This window comes from Rhizobium sp. 862_C5_N1_2 (genome assembly GCF_051811205.1).
In the GTDB taxonomy this organism is placed as follows: domain Bacteria; phylum Pseudomonadota; class Alphaproteobacteria; order Rhizobiales; family Rhizobiaceae; genus Rhizobium; species Rhizobium leguminosarum.
Window position 1 is genome coordinate 3,642,367 of sequence record NZ_JBPWPT010000001.1, and the last position, 15,502, is coordinate 3,657,868.

The window sequence follows — 15,502 nt, forward strand, 5'->3', positions numbered from 1 at the left end:
TTCAGCATTTAGATTCCTAGATCGCTGGGATCGAAGTTGACGACGACTTCGCTCCAGGCATCGTATTTGTCTTTTGGAAGCGACGAGAAAGGAGCCGATTTCATGATGGCGCGATAAGCGCCGCCGGCGAGTGCCCGACGCGTGGATTCGTTATCGCCACCGACCGCCTCGACTTCCGGTTCGCCGACGATGTTGCCGTCCTGATCGAGATTCATATGCACCTTGATGCGAACATCGCCCACGCCTTCCATGCCGGGAATGACAGACCAATTGCCGGCGATGGCACTCTTCAGCGCATCCATCTCGCTCATCGAAAGCTTGGAGCCGCCATTGCTCTTCTTCGCACCGAGCGATGCCTCCTGCGTCGAGCGCTTGGCACCGCCTGCTGAAGGATCGGTCTTGTTCAGCAACGCCGCAACCTCATCGGCATTGAAATCGCTCTTCATCGCCGAAGCCGATTTCGCCGTCTCCTGCTTCTGATCAGCCTTCTTCTTTTCGGTCGGCTTTTCGGCAGCCTTCGGCTGATCCGCAGTCTTTTCCGGCGGCTTCTCGGCGGGCTTCTGTGGTTCCGGCGGCTTCACCTGCGGCTTGGCGACAGGCGTCGGTACATTGTCCGGCAGCGCCTCGGCATCGGGCTTCGGCGGCTCCTCCGGCTTGGCCTGTTCTTCCGGCGGTTTTTCCTCGGGCTTCGGCGGCGTCACTTCGACAGGCTTCGGCGGCGGAATTGAAGCAACCTCCTTCGGCTGCTCGACTTCCGTTTCCTCCTTGACGATCTCCTTGACGTCATTCGGCTTAGGATCGATCTTCGGCATCGGCTTGTCGCTCGAATTGGCGGCAGCCGCTTCAGTATTGCTGGGCTTGGCGTTCGGGACCGGCGGCGTCTTCAGGTCGACATTGTTGTCGCCGGCATTCTCGGCCGGCTGTGCAATCGGCGGCCGTGTCGTCGGCACGGGCGCGGAAGTCTCCTTCTTCGGAGCCTTCTTGTCGCCTTGCTGCATCTGGGTAATGGACTCCACCGGCACGAGATCGACCGGCATCGCCTCGAAATCCTCTACCTTGAAGGATTCCGGAGCGCCAAGCGACACCATCGCCCAGGTGAGCACCAGGCCGTGCAAAACAGCAGATGTGATGACACTGGCCTTCATTTTGCGCGCTATTGGTCCTTCTTCTGCTGCGTCACCAGGCCGATATTCTTGAAGCCTGCACCCTGAATACGGGCCATGACGTCGGCGATGACGCCGTAGGGCGCTGTTGCGTCGCCGCGCACGAAGATACGTTCGTTATAACCGGTGGTGGCGATCGCCTCGAGCTTGGCGGCGATCTCCGCCGCCGGGATCGGTGTTTCCTGCAGGAACACCTCGCCGTCGTTCTTGACGGAGATGGTGATCGGCTGCGTCTCGGAATTCAGCGCCTTGGCCTGCGTTTCCGGCAGGTCGATCGGCACGCCGACGGTCATCATCGGTGCCGCGACCATGAAGATGATCAAAAGCACCAGCATGACGTCGACGAGCGGCGTCACGTTGATTTCGGAAATCACGGCCCTGTTCCGACCGCCGCGACGGCGGCGTCCGCCGCCTCCGCCATTGCCTCCAACAGCCATACCCATGTGAGAATACTCCGTTGGTTATTGAGCGGCAGCGCGCGGCTGCAGTTTCTCGTCGATCTGGCGCGAAAGTATGGCGGAGAATTCATCCGCGAAACCTTCCATTCGGCCCGAGAGCTTGCCGGCATCGGCAGAGAACTTGTTGTAGGCGATAACTGCCGGGATAGCGGCGACGAGGCCGATCGCAGTGGCAAGCAGCGCTTCGGCGATACCGGGCGCGACGACCGCAAGGTTGGTCGACTTCGAACCGGCGATCGCCTGGAACGAGGTCATGATGCCGACGACCGTGCCAAACAGACCGATGAATGGACCGGCCGAGCCGATGGTCGCGAGCGATCCGAGGCGAGCGCCGAGAAATTCGGTCTCACGGGCGAGCGTCACGTCCATCGCGCGGTCGATACGCATCTGCAGGCCGATCGGCGAGCGGGCGCCGCGTTCGAAGGATTTCTTCCACTCGCGCATGGCAGCCACGAAGATCGCTGCCAGCCCGGTATTGTTGCGTTCCGACAGCGAGCGGTAGAGTTCTTCCAGCGACTGGCCCGACCAGAACACCTGCTCGAACTTGTCGAACTGGCGCCGTGCGCGGCCATAAGCCAGGTATTTGTCGATGACGATAGCCCATGTCCACACCGAGGCCGCGATAAGCCCGAGCATGACGAGCTTGACGACGATGCCGGCCTGCATGAAAAGCGACCAGAGGCTGACGTCCGTCGTTGCTGCTGCCAATCCTACTTGTTCCATTGATCCAAAATCCCCGAATCCAAACGCCCGGTGCTGGACCGGGCGGCACAAACTGATCTCGCAAGAAGTGTCCGGCGGCCGCCGCCCAAAGCCCTGGTCAAACTTCCAAGCTCATCTTCCGCCTTCTTGCCGTCAAATTTGGTCAAAGGAAGGCGTGCACCGCACAAACTCCGACTTTCCCAGTAAGACACCATTATGGTTAATAGATCGTTAGTGCCGGACTGTGACAGTAAGCCTGTATTTGGAAGATTTCGTTCCATGGATTACTTGACCGGAGCAAGGTCCGGCTGCCGAAAGAGCGCTCATCCTGCGGCGCGGGAATTCCTTCACATAAAGTTCAAGTTTTGACAAGGTCCGATTTTTCGGCAATTCGGCCTATAGCGGCATGCTGCCTTCCAGGAATTTCGCTGCCAGTGTTTCCGGCAACCGCCTTGGCCGCCCCCGGGCGTTGATGACGGCGATGATCACCTTGGCGGCGATCAGCAGCGTCTCGCCCGAGCGGATCTGCTGATTGAGCACCATCTTGGCGCCGCCGGCTTTCTCCGTGTGTGTCAGGATCGTCAGCACATCGTCCATGCGCGCCGGGCTCTTGAAGTCGATCTCCATGCGGTGGACAACGAAAACGAGGCCCTCCTCATCGGCGCTGACGAGTTCGCGCTGCTCGACGCCGAGGCAGCGCAGATAATCGGTACGGCCGCGCTCCAGGAAATGCAGGTAGCGGGCGTGATAGACCAGGCCGGAAAAGTCCGTATCTTCATAATAGACCCGCTGAACGAGGCGGTGTCCGGCCTCCGTCAGCTCTCCCGAAATGGAAAAAGGGCGTTCCGTCATAATTTTCTCCAAACTGAGGTGCCCTGTTTGGCGCAACGCTTCCCGACAGGCAAGCATTGAATGATTGTCACAATTCCTAACTATTCCCGATAATGAGCGACCAATCAGGAGACGATGTGATGAAGATTGCGGTTATGGGCGGAGACGGGTTCATCGGTTGGCCAACCTCGCTGCATCTCTCCGATGCCGGTCACGACATCCATATCCTCGACAATCTCTCCCGCCGCTGGATCGACACGGAACTTGGCGTTCAGTCGCTGACCCCGATGGATTCGATCCAGGAGCGCACCCGCATCTGGCATGCCGAAACCGGACGCCGCATCCACTTCAATCTGATCGATCTCGCCAAGGATTACGAACTCCTGAAAAACTGGCTTTCCGAACACCGCCCGGATGCCGTCATCCATTTCGCCGAACAGCGGGCCGCGCCCTATTCGATGAAGAGCGACCGCCACAAGAACTACACCGTCAACAACAATGTCAGCGCCACGCACAACCTGCTGAACGCGCTGACGGAACTCAATCTCGATGCCCATCTCATCCATCTCGGCACCATGGGCGTCTACGGCTATTCGACGGTCGGCGCGGCGATTCCCGAAGGTTACCTGCCGGTCGGCATCGAAACCGCAGGCGGGGAGACGGTCAACCAGGAGATCCTCTATCCCTCCAATCCCGGCTCGATCTATCACATGACCAAGTGCCTGGATCAGCTTCTCTTCCAGTTCTATGCGAAGAATGACGGCCTGAGGGTCACCGATCTGCACCAGGGCATCGTCTGGGGCACGCATACCGAGCAGACGCGCCGCCATGCGCAGCTGATCAACCGTTTCGACTACGACGGCGATTACGGCACGGTGCTGAACCGCTTCCTCATCCAGGCGGCGATCGGCTATCCGCTGACGGTGCACGGCACCGGCGGCCAGACCCGTGCCTTCATCCATATCCAGGATTCGGTGCGCTGCATCGAACTGGCGCTGAAAAATCCGCCGGCTCGCGGCGCCCGCGTCGAGATCTTCAACCAGATGACGGAAACCCACCGGGTGCGCGACCTCGCCGAGATGATCGCCAGGATGAGCGGCGCCAACATTGCCTGGCTGCCCAACCCGCGCAAGGAAGCCGCAGAAAACGAGCTGATCGTCCGGAACGAAAAATTCCGCGATCTCGGCCTCGACCCGATCACGCTGGAAGCGGGCCTGCTCGGCGAAATCGTCGACGTCGCCAAGAAATTCGCCTATCGCGTCGACCGCGCCCGCGTTCCGGCCGTCTCCGCCTGGACCAAGGACATCGCCGCGACGATCAATCACGATCCGGAAGGCAAGCGGCTGAAATCCGTCTCGTGAGCGCCGCAATATGACGAGCGCCAGCGGCATCCCCGCCCGTTTCGCTTATGTCACACTCGTCACCAATGCCGACTACGCCATGGGCGCAACCGCGCTTGCCCGCTCCTTGCGCCGAACCGGCACCGGGGCTGACATCGTCGTTCTCCACACCAGCGGCGTCGATGCGGCCGCCCTTTTGCCCCTGAAAGCACTCGACTGCCGGCTGATCGCGGTCGAGCACCTGCCGCTGTCTGCCGCCTTCAACGAACGCCATGCGCGTGGCCAGCTCCATTCGACAGCTCCTTTCACCAAGGGTCGCAAACCGGATTTCCATTCGCCGCTCGACAATTTCTGCAAGCTCAGGCTCTGGCAACTCGTCGAATACCAGCGCTGCGTCTTCATCGACGCCGACGCCCTCGTGTTGAAGAACGTCGACAGGCTCTTCCTCTATCCGGAATTGTCAGCCGCCCCCAATGTCTACGAAAGCCTCGCCGACTTCCGCCGCATGAATTCCGGTGTCTTGGTCGCGACGCCCTCGCATGACACATTCCGGCACATCCTCGAAAAGCTCGACAGGCGGGACGCCTTCTGGCGGCGCACCGATCAGACCTTTCTCGAGACGTTCTTCCCGGATTGGCACGGCCTGCCGGTTTATTTCAACATGCTGCAATATGTATGGTTCACCATGCCGGAGCTTTGGGACTGGAAGAGCATTTCGATCCTGCACTACCAGTATGAAAAACCGTGGGAAAAGGATCATCCCAAGGCAGCGCGACTACAACCTTTGATCGATCTGTGGCACCGTTTCCACGATGGCGGCGATGTGCCTGAGATCTCGGCGCTGGACAATCCGGAAGGGGCAGCATGAAGGTACTGGTATCGGGTGGAACGGGTCTCGTCGGCCGGTATGTCGTCGAGGAACTGCTGGCCGCCGGATATCAGGTGATCGTCGGCGGGCGCCGCGCGCCGCTGCCTCGCCTCTTCTCTCGCCCGGTCGAGTTCGCGGCGCTTTCGCTCGATCCCGACAAGGATCAGATCGACGTCTTCGACGACGCTTACTTCTTCGTCCACGCCGCCTTCAGCCATGTTCCGGGCAAATATCGTGGCGGCGAGGGTGACGATCCGAAGACCTTCCACAGGTTGAACCTCGATGGCACCGTCCGGCTTTTCGAAGCCGCCAAACGCGCCGGCACGCGCCGCTGCGTCTTCCTGTCCAGCCGCGCCGCCTATGGCGAACATCCCGAGGGAACCGAACTGACGGAGACGATGCTGGCCAAGCCAGAAACACTTTACGGCCAGGTCAAGCTCGATGCCGAACGCGCGCTTGACCACCTCTCCACGCCGGGTTTTGCCGGCGTAAGCTTAAGGGCAACCGGCGTCTATGGCGATCTCTCACCGAACAAATGGGACGGCCTCATCGCCGATTACCTCGCCGGCCGGCCGGTTGTTGCCCGTCGGGGAACGGAAGTTCACGGCCGCGACCTCGGTCGGGCGGTAAGGCTGATGCTGGAGACGGAAAGCACCCGCATCTCCGGCGAGGTCTTCAACGTCTCAGACATGTCAGTCGACACGCGCGATATCCTTTCGCCCATCCGCCGCGAGACGGGCTGTCGGCACGCGCTGCCGGCCCCTGCCGATGACGCTGCGCTCAATCCCATGAGCACTGCGAAAATCCGCACGCTCGGCTGGGCACCGGGCGGAGCGCCTCTATTCGAGGAGACGATGCAGCAGTTGGCCGCTGCGCTGCCGAAATCCGCAAGACACAGGTCCACGCAAGTCTGACGTTGCAGAATGCCCGGAATTGCAATCGGGGGCCCGAATTAAAAATCGGGGGATTGTCCATGCAGGTCGCGACCACGTCTGCCTCCATCATCTTGCGCGGCACGTCTTCGACGGCAGCCATTTCAGCCGCCGGAAGCGAGACCGATCGAGGCTGAAGCTGCAGCGCGCCACCCAGGCGCTGCAGCAGATGCGCCAGACCTTGGCGAACTCGGGAGACGAGGCCAAGGCGAAGGCGCAACGCAAGCTCGAAGAGGCAAAGCAGCAGTTGGAGATGCTGCGCAGCTCCAACATGGCTCCTGAGGTAGTCGCCTGGTTGGCCGCCGAACTGGCGCGCAAGGTCGGCACCGCCGCCTCCGAATTCGCATCGGCTGTCGCGACCGGCAGCCCGGCAACAGCGGTTTCGATGGATGCAGCCACGGGTGCTGCGGCCGTCGCAACCAGCGGGGCCGATGCTGCGCTGACGGATACCGCTGGAGAAACTGCGGCCGGCGAGACCAGCTCGCAGGAACCGGACGCCGCCACCAACGCCCGCAACGCCTATGCGAGCGTCGCTGAGGATGCCCCGAAATTTTCGGGCATTTCGGCCGATGATCGCGAAACGATGGAAGAGTTCAAGGCGGTGGTGCGCGAACTCAAGCAAGTGCTCGAAAAGGCGATGCGCGAGTTGCGGCAGCAAGACCTGCAGGCCGGAGCGAATGCCGTTCCTGATATGGCAGGCTTCTCCATCGGCGCCACGACAATACCGACAAGCATCGTCGTCTGACGATCCGCAGCCGCCGTCGGACGAGGCGTGAAACGCGCGTGATACCGTCGCATCCGGCATTTGCATCGGACATCCAGCCGTCTATGCTCGGGTAAATCTCTCAGAACCGGCAGATCGAATGACCGCGAAAGAATTGAAAGCGCAGCTGCGCAACGAACGGCTGTCCGCACGCGACGCCATCCCCGCCGAGAAACGCGCCTCCAAAAGCCTCGCAATGGCCGAACATGCCGGCGAGGCCGTCGGTTTTGCGCTGGGTACGATCGTCTCCGGCTTCCTACCGATCCGTTCGGAAGCCGATCTCCGGCCGCTGATGGCGCGCTTTGCCGTGCGCGGTGCGCGGCTCTGCGTGCCGGCGATCCTTGACCGGCAGACCATCGTCTTTCGCGAGCTGGCGGAAGGTGCGCCCCTCGTCGACACCGGTTTCGGCACGGTCGGCCCCGGCGCAGATGCCGCCATTCTTGATCCCGAGATTATGCTGGTGCCGCTTTCGGCCTTCGATATCAGCGGCCACCGCATCGGCTACGGCGCCGGCCACTACGACCGCGCCATCAGCCGGCTGAGGCAAAAAGGCCTGCATCCGAAGCTGATCGGCATTGCATTCGACTGCCAGGAAGTGGCACATGTGCCCGCTGAGCCGCACGACATAAGCCTGGATGCCATCCTGACAGAAAGCGGCCTTCGCTTTTTTGCCTCTTGGATTGGATAGGGAATGCGGCTTCTTTTTCTGGGTGACATGGTCGGCAAGACGGGACGCACGGCGGTCTGGGACCGTCTTCCCGGCCTGGTTTCCGACCTCAGGCTCGATTTCGTCATCGTCAACGGCGAGAATGCCGCCGGCGGCTTCGGCATCACAGAGGACATCTTTCTGGAAACGATCAATGCCGGCGCCGATGTGGTGACGACAGGCAACCACGTCTGGGACCAGAAGGAAGCCGTCGCTTTTGCCGGCCGGCACGATCAGTTCCTGCGTCCCGCCAACTATCCCCAAGGCACGCCCGGCCGTGGCTCCGGCCTTTTCTATGCCAGAAACGGCGCGCGCGTGCTCGTCGCCAACGTCATGGGCCGGGTCTTCATGCATCCCGAACTCGACGACCCCTTCAAATCGGCGGAGGTCATCCTCGACGCCTGCCCGCTGAAGGAGCAGGCCGATGCGATCATCTTCGATTTCCATGCCGAGGCGACCAGCGAGAAGCAGTGTTTCGGCCATTTCGTCGACGGCCGCGCTAGCTTCGTCGTCGGCACCCACACGCATGTACCGACGGCCGACGCACAGATCCTGAACGGCGGCACCGCCTATATGTCGGATGCCGGCATGTGCGGCGACTACGACTCCTCTCTCGGCATGGACAAGGAGGAGCCGCTCAACCGCTTCATCTCCAAGATGCCGAAGGGCCGCATGGAAGCCGCGAACGGACCGGCGACGATCTGCGGCGTCGGCGTGGAGATCTCGGATACGACAGGACTTGCAGAAAAGATCGCGCCGCTCCGGCTCGGACCGCGGCTGGCCGAAACGGTGCCGGAGTTCTGGCGGTAACAGGCGACAGGCGGCCGTCCAACACGCAATTGTGAGGACCCGCCGTCTGGACCCCTGCGGCCTCATGCCGCATCCTCCCCGCCACTCGGGTATAACCCCAAAATCGGTATCGATTTTCCGGGTTATGCGCCGGTTGAAGGTGATAGAGCGCCGGAGGGGTGGCATGAAGCCGCGGTATCTTATCCTCGCTATCGCATGCCTTGCGGCCTTCGCCGCGCCCAATCTTGCCGGGGCACAAGAGCAGCGGCCACCGGTCAGCCAGTGCCAGGCGATCGCGCAAACCATCCCCAAGGTGACCTTCGCAAGTTTCTCCGGCGCCCTGCCGCTGATGCCTGCCGTCTCCGAGGGCGAGGACGTCAAACTGACCTTCCTCGGCCATTCCACCTTCGAGATCGAGACCCCGGGCGGCATCGTCATCGCGACAGACTATAATGGCTGGTACAGACCGGCGACGATGCCCGATGTCGTGACCATGAACAAAGCGCACACGACCCACTATACCCTGACCCCCGATCCCGGCATCAAGCACGTGCTGCATGGGTGGAGCGACATTCCGGGCGAAAAGGCCAACATCAATCTCGTCGTCGGCGATGCCTATATCCGCAACGTTACGACGGATATCCGCTTCAGCTACGGCCTCGGCGGCGCGCATGAGAACGGCAACTCCATATTTATCTTCGAGATCGCCGGCCTGTGCATCGGCCATCTCGGCCACCTGCACTACGAGCTGACAGATGCCCATTATACCGAGATCGGCCGCCTCGACGTCGTCATGGTCCCCGTCGACGGTGGCCTGACGATGGGCGCCGACAGCATGAGCCGCGTCATCAAGCGGCTACGCTCGTCGTTGATCCTGCCGATGCACCGACGCGGCCCGCCAGTCGAAGCCTTCGTCTCGATGTTCGGCAAGGATTTCGACGTCGGCAATGCGCCCGATGCCAGTATCACCGTCTCCATGCGCACTCTGCCGAAAAAGCCGCTGATCTATGTGCTGAAGGGCGTGCAGTAAAAGGCCCGGCGGTTTTCCTTCTACAGCGCCGCGCGTCTTTTCAGACGCGCAAAGGACGCTGTAGCACTTTGAATTGCTGCATAATTTTATCCTTAAATCGATTCCGAATTAAGGAATTATGCAGTGGCACTGCGCGTCAAGCGAACTGCAGGTGACGCTTGATTCCGACATCCGGCATCTTGTCATCGTCGAGATTGGCCTTGGCGATCTCCCAGCCGAATTTCAGCTTGTTGCCTGTGGAAACCCAGATCTCCGCATCGTCGACATGGAGGGACAGCATGGTGAGCTTGGGGTCCTTCTTGCCGCCGTCATACCAGGCTGCGACGATCGAGCTCCAATATTCCTCGATCTTGGAAGGGTCAGGATGCACCTCAATCACACCGGCGAGGCAGGCGTGATAGTCGTGATCCTTACCGACGACACAGAAATGCGCGCGGCTGCCGGGCTTGATGGCGCGCACGATGTCGGCATCGGTCTTGGTGTAGAACCAGATGGTGTTGGTGGTGGGATCGGCATGCGGCGCCATCGGCTGCATGTGCATATCCAGTCCGGAAATTCCGAGCATGCCGGCATGGACATCGTTGACCTGATCCCAGAGCTGACGTGCTGGATGTTCCTGCGCCTCGCTGAGACTTGCCATGACCGTTCCTTTCCGTTGGATGGAGTTCGATTGAAACGCCATCCCCTCGCCTTTGTTCCGAACTGCTTTTTCCTTGAACGGGTGCCGTTTCGCTCTTATAAGGCGGCCCATTCCGAACAATGAGACGTGGACAGGGGTGCCATGGCTGGCCATTCACAGTTTAAAAACATCATGCACCGCAAAGGCCGTCAGGATGCCGTGCGGTCGAAAATGTTCTCCAAGCTTGCGCGCGAAATCACCGTTGCCGCCAAGGCCGGCCTGCCCGACCCGACGATGAACGCCCGCCTTCGCCTGGCGATCCAGAACGCCAAGGCCCAGTCCATGCCGAAGGACAATATCGACCGCGCCATCAAGAAGGCAGCCGGCGCCGACGGCGAAAATTATGACGAAGTCCGCTATGAGGGCTACGGCCCCGGTGGCACGGCGATCATCGTCGAGGCTCTGACCGACAACCGCAACCGCACCGCCTCCAACGTCCGCTCGAGCTTCACCAAGGCCGGCGGCGCTCTCGGCGAAACCGGTTCCGTTTCCTTCTCCTTCGACCATGTCGGCGAAATCACCTACAAGCTTTCCGTCGGCGATGCCGACAAGGTGATGGAAGCCGCAATCGAAGCTGGCGCCGACGACGTCGAGACCGACGAAGACGGCCACTACATTACCTGCGGCTTCGAAGCCCTCGGCGAAGTGGCGAAAGCGCTGGAATCGAGCCTCGGCGAAGCCGAAACCGTCAAGGCCGTCTGGCGCGCCCAGAACAACGTGCCGGTGGACGAGGAAAAAGCCCAGTCACTGATGAAGCTCATCGACAGCCTGGAAGACGATGACGACGTGCAGAACGTCTATTCCAACTTCGAAGTCTCGGAAGAAGTGCTGGCGAAGCTCTCGGCCTGATCTCCTCAGGCAGATGTCAAATATAAAAACCCGGCTGCAACGCCGGGTTTTTTCTTACCGGAAAGGTGGCGCCGTCAGAGTGCGCCTTGCGTAGATCCTAGAGCATGATGCCGAAAAGTGTGGGCGGTTTTCGGACAGGCCGACCCAGCCTAAAATCATCCTGTTCTAAGCGGCGGCTCGCATAAAGCTCCCCAGCCCTGCGAATAGTTCCACCGATGTCAGCCGCGCCTCAATGTCGTGGATCGGCATCGAGATGATCACCTCGTCGGCCTGCGTTTCCCGCAGAAACTCAGTCAGTTTCGCCTCCGCCGTCTTCGGCGAACCTACCACGGCATAACGCAACGTGTGTTCGACATTCATCTTCTCCATCGGCGACCAGAAATCCCCCATATCGGTCACCGGACGTGGGAATGGGCCGCGGACATTGCGGCGCAGATTGACGAACTGCTGCTGGGCGGAGGTGAAATGGTAGCGCGCCTCCTCGTCAGTCGCTGCCACCGCGCCCATGACGCCGACCATCACATGCGGCTTGTCGAGCGTCGCCGAGGGCTGGAAGCGGTCACGGTAGATCGCGATCGCATCGAGCAGCATGTCGGGGGCGAAATGCGAGGCAAAGGCATAGGGAAGCCCCAGCATGGCGGCGAGCTGGGCGCTGTAGAGACTGGAGCCGAGCAGCCAGATCGGGATATGTGAACCATTGCCGGGAACTGCGAGGATCGCCTGATTCTCGACCGGCGTATCGAGGAGTTGCTGCAGCTCCACCACGTCGTTCGGGAAGCTGTTTGCACCGGCCTCGAGGTTGCGCCGCAGCGCCTGTGCCGTGCGCATGTCGGTTCCCGGCGCGCGCCCGAGGCCGAGATCGATGCGGCCGGGGAAGAGTGCCTCCAGCGTACCGAACTGCTCGGCGATGACGAGCGGCGAGTGATTGGGCAGCATGATGCCGCCGGAGCCGATGCGGATGCGCTTTGTCGCAGCCCCGACATGGCCGATGACGACTGATGTGGCAGCGCTGGCGATCCCCGGCATGCGGTGATGTTCAGCAAGCCAGAAGCGCTTGTAACCGAACTCCTCAGCCTTCACAGCCATTCGCGCCGAGGCGTTGAGGGACTGGTGCACGGTGCTGCCTTCGGCAACGGGGGAAAGGTCGAGTATGGAGAAGGGAACCATGGGAAACCTGCCGGGCAGTTGGACGATGCCGTCTATGTAGGTTCGCACCCGCGCCATTCCAAACCATGGACGCAAACAAAAAAGGCCGCGCGAGCGCGACCCTTATGCAATGTGGAAAGGTGTGGCTTACCGCTGACGGCGCAGCACATGCACCTCGGCGCTCTGCGTGTGATGGCTATGCGGTAGCGTGAAATTGCCGAGCTGGCGGTCCATTTCCAGGGCTTCAGTCGCCAGCCGGTGGATCGCCGCCGTCGTCTCCTCGACCATCGAGGCGTTCTGCTGCGTCATCGTGTCGAGTTCTGCGACGGCACTATTGATCTCACGCAGCGTATTGGCCTCCTCGCGGGTCGCACCCATGATCTCGTTGATCTGCCCGTTGATCGCCTCGACATGGGCGCCGATGCCCGTCAGCGCAACGCCCGCTTTTTCCACAAGCGTAACGCCACTTTCGACCTCATGCGTCGATTTCTGCAGCAGGCTGGAGATCTCCTTGGCCGCACTCGATGAGCGCTGGGCCAGCTCGCGTACTTCCATGGCGACGACGGCGAAGCCCTTGCCGGATTCACCGGCGCGCGCTGCCTCGACACCGGCATTGAGGGCCAGGAGGTTGGTCTGGAAGGCGATGTCGTCAATGACCGAGATGATCGTGTTGATCTGGCGCGAGGAGGCCTGGATTGCCTCCATCGCCGCGATCGTCTCGCGCATGATCTGGCCGGAACCCGTCGTCTCCTTCTTGGCATCGCGGGCGATGCGTTCGGCCTGTTCGGCTCGCTCGATCTGCCGGCGGACCGACTGGGTGATGGCGCTGATCGCATTTGCCGTCTCGGTGATCGAGCCGGCCTGGCGCTCGGTGCGCCCGGCAAGCTCGTCGGCGCCGGTGCGCATCTCCTCGGAGCCGGCGCGCACCGCCATCGAGTTGCTGCCGATTGCCGTCATGGTTTCGCTGAGCGTCGCCAGCGCCTCGTTGAAATTGACCCGCAGCCTTTCGAGCTCGTTCGGGAAGCGCGTATCGATCTGGTAGGCGAGATCGCCGTTCGCCAGATGATGCAGGCCCTCGTCAATCGCCTCGACCACCTGCTGCAGCGTCTTGGCCTCGGCCTCACGCTCGGCCAGATTCTGCTGGCGGTCGTGCTCGGCCTGCAGGCGGGTCTCTTCGCTGGCAGCTTCGAGCTCGCGGCTTTCGATCAGCGAGTGGCGGAAGCGGTCGAGCGCGTTGGCCATCGTGCCGATCTCGTCCTTGCGGTTCAGGCTGCCGATCTCGCTGTCGAGCTTGCCGTCGGCGACATCGCGGGTGACGCCGGCAAGCCGCGCAAGCGGCGAAAACAGGAAATTGGTGACGAGCCCGGTCGCGATCGCCATGACGACGAGCACGCCGACGCCAATCATCGTCAGCAGGGTGGCGATCTCGATCGAGCCGGCATTGAGCTCGCTCAGAAGCACGCTCTCGGCCACGAGGAAACGGTCGCCGCGATAGTCGATACCGCGAACATAGGCGCGGGCCGCGCCGTCCGCCCGGCTGAAATCGGCAACCGTCATCGCCGAACTGGCAAGCGCGCTCTTGATGAAGGTGAAGGGCGTCGTATCGAGCGTCGCAAGCTTGCCGCTCGCGTCGAGGCCGACGGCGGAGCCATCGCCGGAGACGATCGCCGCCCGCGCCGTGCTGCCCTGGACGATGCCCTTGGCGAGGATGCCGGTGACGATCTCGTCGCGCACCTTGAAGAGAATGACGCCCTTGGCCGCTCCAAGCTTGACGATCGGCACGGCATAAAAGATCGCCGACTTGCCGCTGCCGGCATCGACACGAAGGCCGGAAAAGCCTGTCGGCGCTGCATCATCGGTCGCCTTGGCGGTATTCTCGATCGCCTTGGCGAATGCGATGCCGGCGCCGGTCGCCTTCCAGGCATCCGACTTCAGGTTCTCGGCGAAGTCGTCTTCCTTCTTATAGGAATAGAGAACGGTGCCCTCGAGATCGACAATCAGCAGATCGCTGAAGGCGGTATCCTCGAGGTCGCGGGCGACTTCGCCCTGCGTCTTCTCGTGGCTCGAATAATAAAAGCCGCTCGGCCCTTCCGGCTTGATGAGCTTCTCGCGCTGGTCGGCGGGGTTGGGGTTGCCGGCTATGAAAACCTTCTTCAGTTCGGCGCGGGCATCGCCCGCGGTCTTCTCGATGGTCTTCCAGCCGCTCTTCAGATTGGTGATCGACATCTGCAGCGCCTCGATGCGCGCGATGGAATTTGCTTGGTTTTCAAGCTGCGTCAGCTGGTCCTGCAGCATGTCGCCGCGAAAAATCAGCACACTTTCCTTGGCCTTCAGCGCCTGCTCGTCGGAAATGCGGCTGCTGGCGAAATAGGCAAGCACATCGATGACCGCGATGGACAGCACGGTCATCAGAATGAACGTGACGATGACCTTGAAGGACAGGGACTGAAATCTCTGAGCCATGTACAACGAACCCCTTCTGAACGCGCCTGCCAGCGCGGGCACGCAGCGCATGCCTGATCTACTGACCTGTAAACAGAACATCGGAGGCTTAACTCTTTGCCAAAAGAAGCCCCTCTCGTATTCGATGACTAGAATTCAGGCATCTGTTTTAATTCGCGGTAAATGGCAGGGCCGAAATTCAGGAACGTTTTTGTTTTGTTCACATATCGATGGCACTTATTTCGCAATCGCTATAGGTTGAACCATGCAAAATACGATTCGCATCGTCGGCATCGATCCCGGGCTTCGCCGCACCGGCTGGGGAGTGATCGACACATCAGGCAATTCCCTGCGGTTTGTGGCATCTGGAACCGTGACCTCTGATGGAGACATGGACCTTGCCTCCCGTCTCTGCCAGCTGCACGACGGCCTGGCGGAGATGGTCCACAGCTATAAGCCGGATGAAGCCGCCGTCGAACAGACCTTCGTCAACAAGGATGCGGTGGCAACCCTGAAGCTTGGCCAGGCCCGTGGCATCGCCATGCTGGTGCCGGCACGTGCCGGGCTGCCGGTCTCCGAATATGCCCCGAACGCCGTCAAGAAGGCCGTCATCGGTGTCGGCCATGGCGAAAAGCACCAGATCCATATGATGTTGAAGATCCTGATGCCGAAAGTCGAATTCAAGGGCGACGACGCCGCCGACGCCTTGGCGATCGCCATCTGCCATGCGCACAATCGCGGCAGCAACCGGATGCGCCAGGCACTGGCCGGTTAATCTATACTTGACTTGTTCCCATCTGCTGA

The 15,502-nt window shown here is 61.2% G+C and carries 15 protein-coding genes and 1 pseudogene; 9 read left to right on the forward strand and 7 right to left on the reverse strand.

Going from position 1 to position 15,502, the window contains the following annotated elements; genetic code table 11:
- Positions 1 to 8: 8 nt before the first annotated feature.
- The 4 genes from ACD590_RS18175 to ybgC all read right to left on the reverse strand — a co-directional run bounded on the left by ACD590_RS18175 (position 9) and on the right by ybgC (position 3,175).
- Positions 9 to 1,145, reverse strand: a complete 1,137-nt coding sequence (locus ACD590_RS18175; RefSeq protein ID WP_247265022.1) for a hypothetical protein — start codon at positions 1,143 to 1,145, stop codon at positions 9 to 11.
- A gap of 8 nt (positions 1,146 to 1,153) precedes the next feature.
- A complete protein-coding gene (gene tolR, locus ACD590_RS18180; protein WP_017968102.1) occupies positions 1,154 to 1,606 on the reverse strand; it encodes a protein TolR in 453 nt (150 codons plus the stop codon).
- A gap of 18 nt (positions 1,607 to 1,624) precedes the next feature.
- Positions 1,625 to 2,344 carry a protein TolQ gene (gene tolQ / locus ACD590_RS18185; RefSeq protein WP_003542733.1) on the reverse strand — a complete coding sequence of 240 codons (720 nt, stop codon included), beginning with the start codon at positions 2,342 to 2,344 and terminating at the stop codon, positions 1,625 to 1,627.
- A 375-nt stretch (positions 2,345 to 2,719) separates the two neighbouring features.
- Positions 2,720 to 3,175, reverse strand: coding sequence for a tol-pal system-associated acyl-CoA thioesterase (gene ybgC / locus ACD590_RS18190; RefSeq protein WP_018243438.1), 456 nt, complete (start codon positions 3,173 to 3,175; stop codon positions 2,720 to 2,722).
- 119 nt (positions 3,176 to 3,294) lie between these two features.
- Here ybgC and ACD590_RS18195 point away from each other — a divergent pair, with 119 nt between their 5' ends.
- The 7 genes and pseudogenes from ACD590_RS18195 to ACD590_RS18225 all read left to right on the forward strand — a co-directional run bounded on the left by ACD590_RS18195 (position 3,295) and on the right by ACD590_RS18225 (position 9,582).
- Positions 3,295 to 4,515, forward strand: coding sequence for an NAD-dependent epimerase/dehydratase family protein (locus tag ACD590_RS18195; protein ID WP_028733486.1), 1,221 nt, complete (start codon positions 3,295 to 3,297; stop codon positions 4,513 to 4,515).
- Positions 4,516 to 4,525: 10 nt separating this feature from the next.
- On the forward strand, positions 4,526 to 5,362 hold the full coding sequence (locus ACD590_RS18200) for a glycosyltransferase (RefSeq protein WP_439003131.1): 837 nt from the start codon (positions 4,526 to 4,528) through the stop codon (positions 5,360 to 5,362).
- Entirely contained in the window at positions 5,359 to 6,276 is a 918-nt protein-coding gene (locus ACD590_RS18205) for an NAD-dependent epimerase/dehydratase family protein (protein WP_439003132.1), read from the forward strand. The genes ACD590_RS18200 and ACD590_RS18205 overlap by 4 nt, the downstream gene beginning before the upstream one ends.
- Before the next feature lie 59 nt (positions 6,277 to 6,335).
- A pseudogene (locus ACD590_RS18210) lies at positions 6,336 to 7,039 on the forward strand (hypothetical protein).
- Between the two features lie 118 nt (positions 7,040 to 7,157).
- Positions 7,158 to 7,745 (forward strand): 5-formyltetrahydrofolate cyclo-ligase, encoded by a 588-nt coding sequence (locus tag ACD590_RS18215; RefSeq protein ID WP_018243443.1) that lies wholly within the window; start codon positions 7,158 to 7,160, stop codon positions 7,743 to 7,745.
- A gap of 3 nt (positions 7,746 to 7,748) precedes the next feature.
- Positions 7,749 to 8,573 carry a TIGR00282 family metallophosphoesterase gene (locus ACD590_RS18220; RefSeq protein WP_182565076.1) on the forward strand — a complete coding sequence of 275 codons (825 nt, stop codon included), beginning with the start codon at positions 7,749 to 7,751 and terminating at the stop codon, positions 8,571 to 8,573.
- A gap of 163 nt (positions 8,574 to 8,736) precedes the next feature.
- The gene (locus tag ACD590_RS18225; protein WP_018243444.1) at positions 8,737 to 9,582 is read left to right on the forward strand and encodes an MBL fold metallo-hydrolase; all 846 of its coding nucleotides are present in this window, start codon (positions 8,737 to 8,739) and stop codon (positions 9,580 to 9,582) included.
- A 136-nt stretch (positions 9,583 to 9,718) separates the two neighbouring features.
- On the opposite strand, the gene ACD590_RS18230 is transcribed toward ACD590_RS18225, so the two are convergent.
- Complete coding sequence (locus tag ACD590_RS18230; RefSeq protein ID WP_018445919.1) at positions 9,719 to 10,222, reverse strand: pyridoxamine 5'-phosphate oxidase family protein; 504 nt, start codon at positions 10,220 to 10,222, stop codon at positions 9,719 to 9,721.
- Positions 10,223 to 10,363: 141 nt separating this feature from the next.
- Here ACD590_RS18230 and ACD590_RS18235 point away from each other — a divergent pair, with 141 nt between their 5' ends.
- A complete protein-coding gene (locus ACD590_RS18235) occupies positions 10,364 to 11,110 on the forward strand; it encodes a YebC/PmpR family DNA-binding transcriptional regulator (protein ID WP_018243446.1) in 747 nt (248 codons plus the stop codon).
- A gap of 165 nt (positions 11,111 to 11,275) precedes the next feature.
- On the opposite strand, the gene ACD590_RS18240 is transcribed toward ACD590_RS18235, so the two are convergent.
- Both ACD590_RS18240 and ACD590_RS18245 read right to left on the reverse strand, forming a co-directional pair.
- Positions 11,276 to 12,277: an LLM class flavin-dependent oxidoreductase gene (locus ACD590_RS18240; protein WP_439020959.1), complete on the reverse strand. Its 1,002-nt coding sequence runs from the start codon at positions 12,275 to 12,277 to the stop codon at positions 11,276 to 11,278.
- Between the two features lie 126 nt (positions 12,278 to 12,403).
- Complete coding sequence (locus ACD590_RS18245) at positions 12,404 to 14,719, reverse strand: methyl-accepting chemotaxis protein (RefSeq protein WP_439003133.1); 2,316 nt, start codon at positions 14,717 to 14,719, stop codon at positions 12,404 to 12,406.
- Between the two features lie 244 nt (positions 14,720 to 14,963).
- Here ACD590_RS18245 and ruvC point away from each other — a divergent pair, with 244 nt between their 5' ends.
- On the forward strand, positions 14,964 to 15,473 hold the full coding sequence (gene ruvC / locus ACD590_RS18250; protein WP_018243449.1) for a crossover junction endodeoxyribonuclease RuvC: 510 nt from the start codon (positions 14,964 to 14,966) through the stop codon (positions 15,471 to 15,473).
- Positions 15,474 to 15,502: the final 29 nt, after the last annotated feature.

Coding starts and splice junctions, on each gene's coding strand:
- tolR (WP_017968102.1), bottom strand. CDS start 1,606: ATGGGTATGGCTGTTGGAGGCAATGGCGGAGGCGGCGGACGCCGCCGT.
- ACD590_RS18205 (WP_439003132.1), top strand. CDS start 5,359: ATGAAGGTACTGGTATCGGGTGGAACGGGTCTCGTCGGCCGGTATGTC.
- ACD590_RS18245 (WP_439003133.1), bottom strand. CDS start 14,719: ATGGCTCAGAGATTTCAGTCCCTGTCCTTCAAGGTCATCGTCACGTTC.
- ACD590_RS18220 (WP_182565076.1), top strand. CDS start 7,749: ATGCGGCTTCTTTTTCTGGGTGACATGGTCGGCAAGACGGGACGCACG.
- tolQ (WP_003542733.1), bottom strand. CDS start 2,344: ATGGAACAAGTAGGATTGGCAGCAGCAACGACGGACGTCAGCCTCTGG.
- ruvC (WP_018243449.1), top strand. CDS start 14,964: ATGCAAAATACGATTCGCATCGTCGGCATCGATCCCGGGCTTCGCCGC.
- ACD590_RS18240 (WP_439020959.1), bottom strand. CDS start 12,277: ATGGTTCCCTTCTCCATACTCGACCTTTCCCCCGTTGCCGAAGGCAGC.
- ACD590_RS18215 (WP_018243443.1), top strand. CDS start 7,158: ATGACCGCGAAAGAATTGAAAGCGCAGCTGCGCAACGAACGGCTGTCC.
- ACD590_RS18225 (WP_018243444.1), top strand. CDS start 8,737: ATGAAGCCGCGGTATCTTATCCTCGCTATCGCATGCCTTGCGGCCTTC.
- ybgC (WP_018243438.1), bottom strand. CDS start 3,175: ATGACGGAACGCCCTTTTTCCATTTCGGGAGAGCTGACGGAGGCCGGA.
- ACD590_RS18235 (WP_018243446.1), top strand. CDS start 10,364: ATGGCTGGCCATTCACAGTTTAAAAACATCATGCACCGCAAAGGCCGT.
- ACD590_RS18230 (WP_018445919.1), bottom strand. CDS start 10,222: ATGGCAAGTCTCAGCGAGGCGCAGGAACATCCAGCACGTCAGCTCTGG.
- ACD590_RS18200 (WP_439003131.1), top strand. CDS start 4,526: ATGACGAGCGCCAGCGGCATCCCCGCCCGTTTCGCTTATGTCACACTC.
- ACD590_RS18195 (WP_028733486.1), top strand. CDS start 3,295: ATGAAGATTGCGGTTATGGGCGGAGACGGGTTCATCGGTTGGCCAACC.
- ACD590_RS18175 (WP_247265022.1), bottom strand. CDS start 1,145: ATGAAGGCCAGTGTCATCACATCTGCTGTTTTGCACGGCCTGGTGCTC.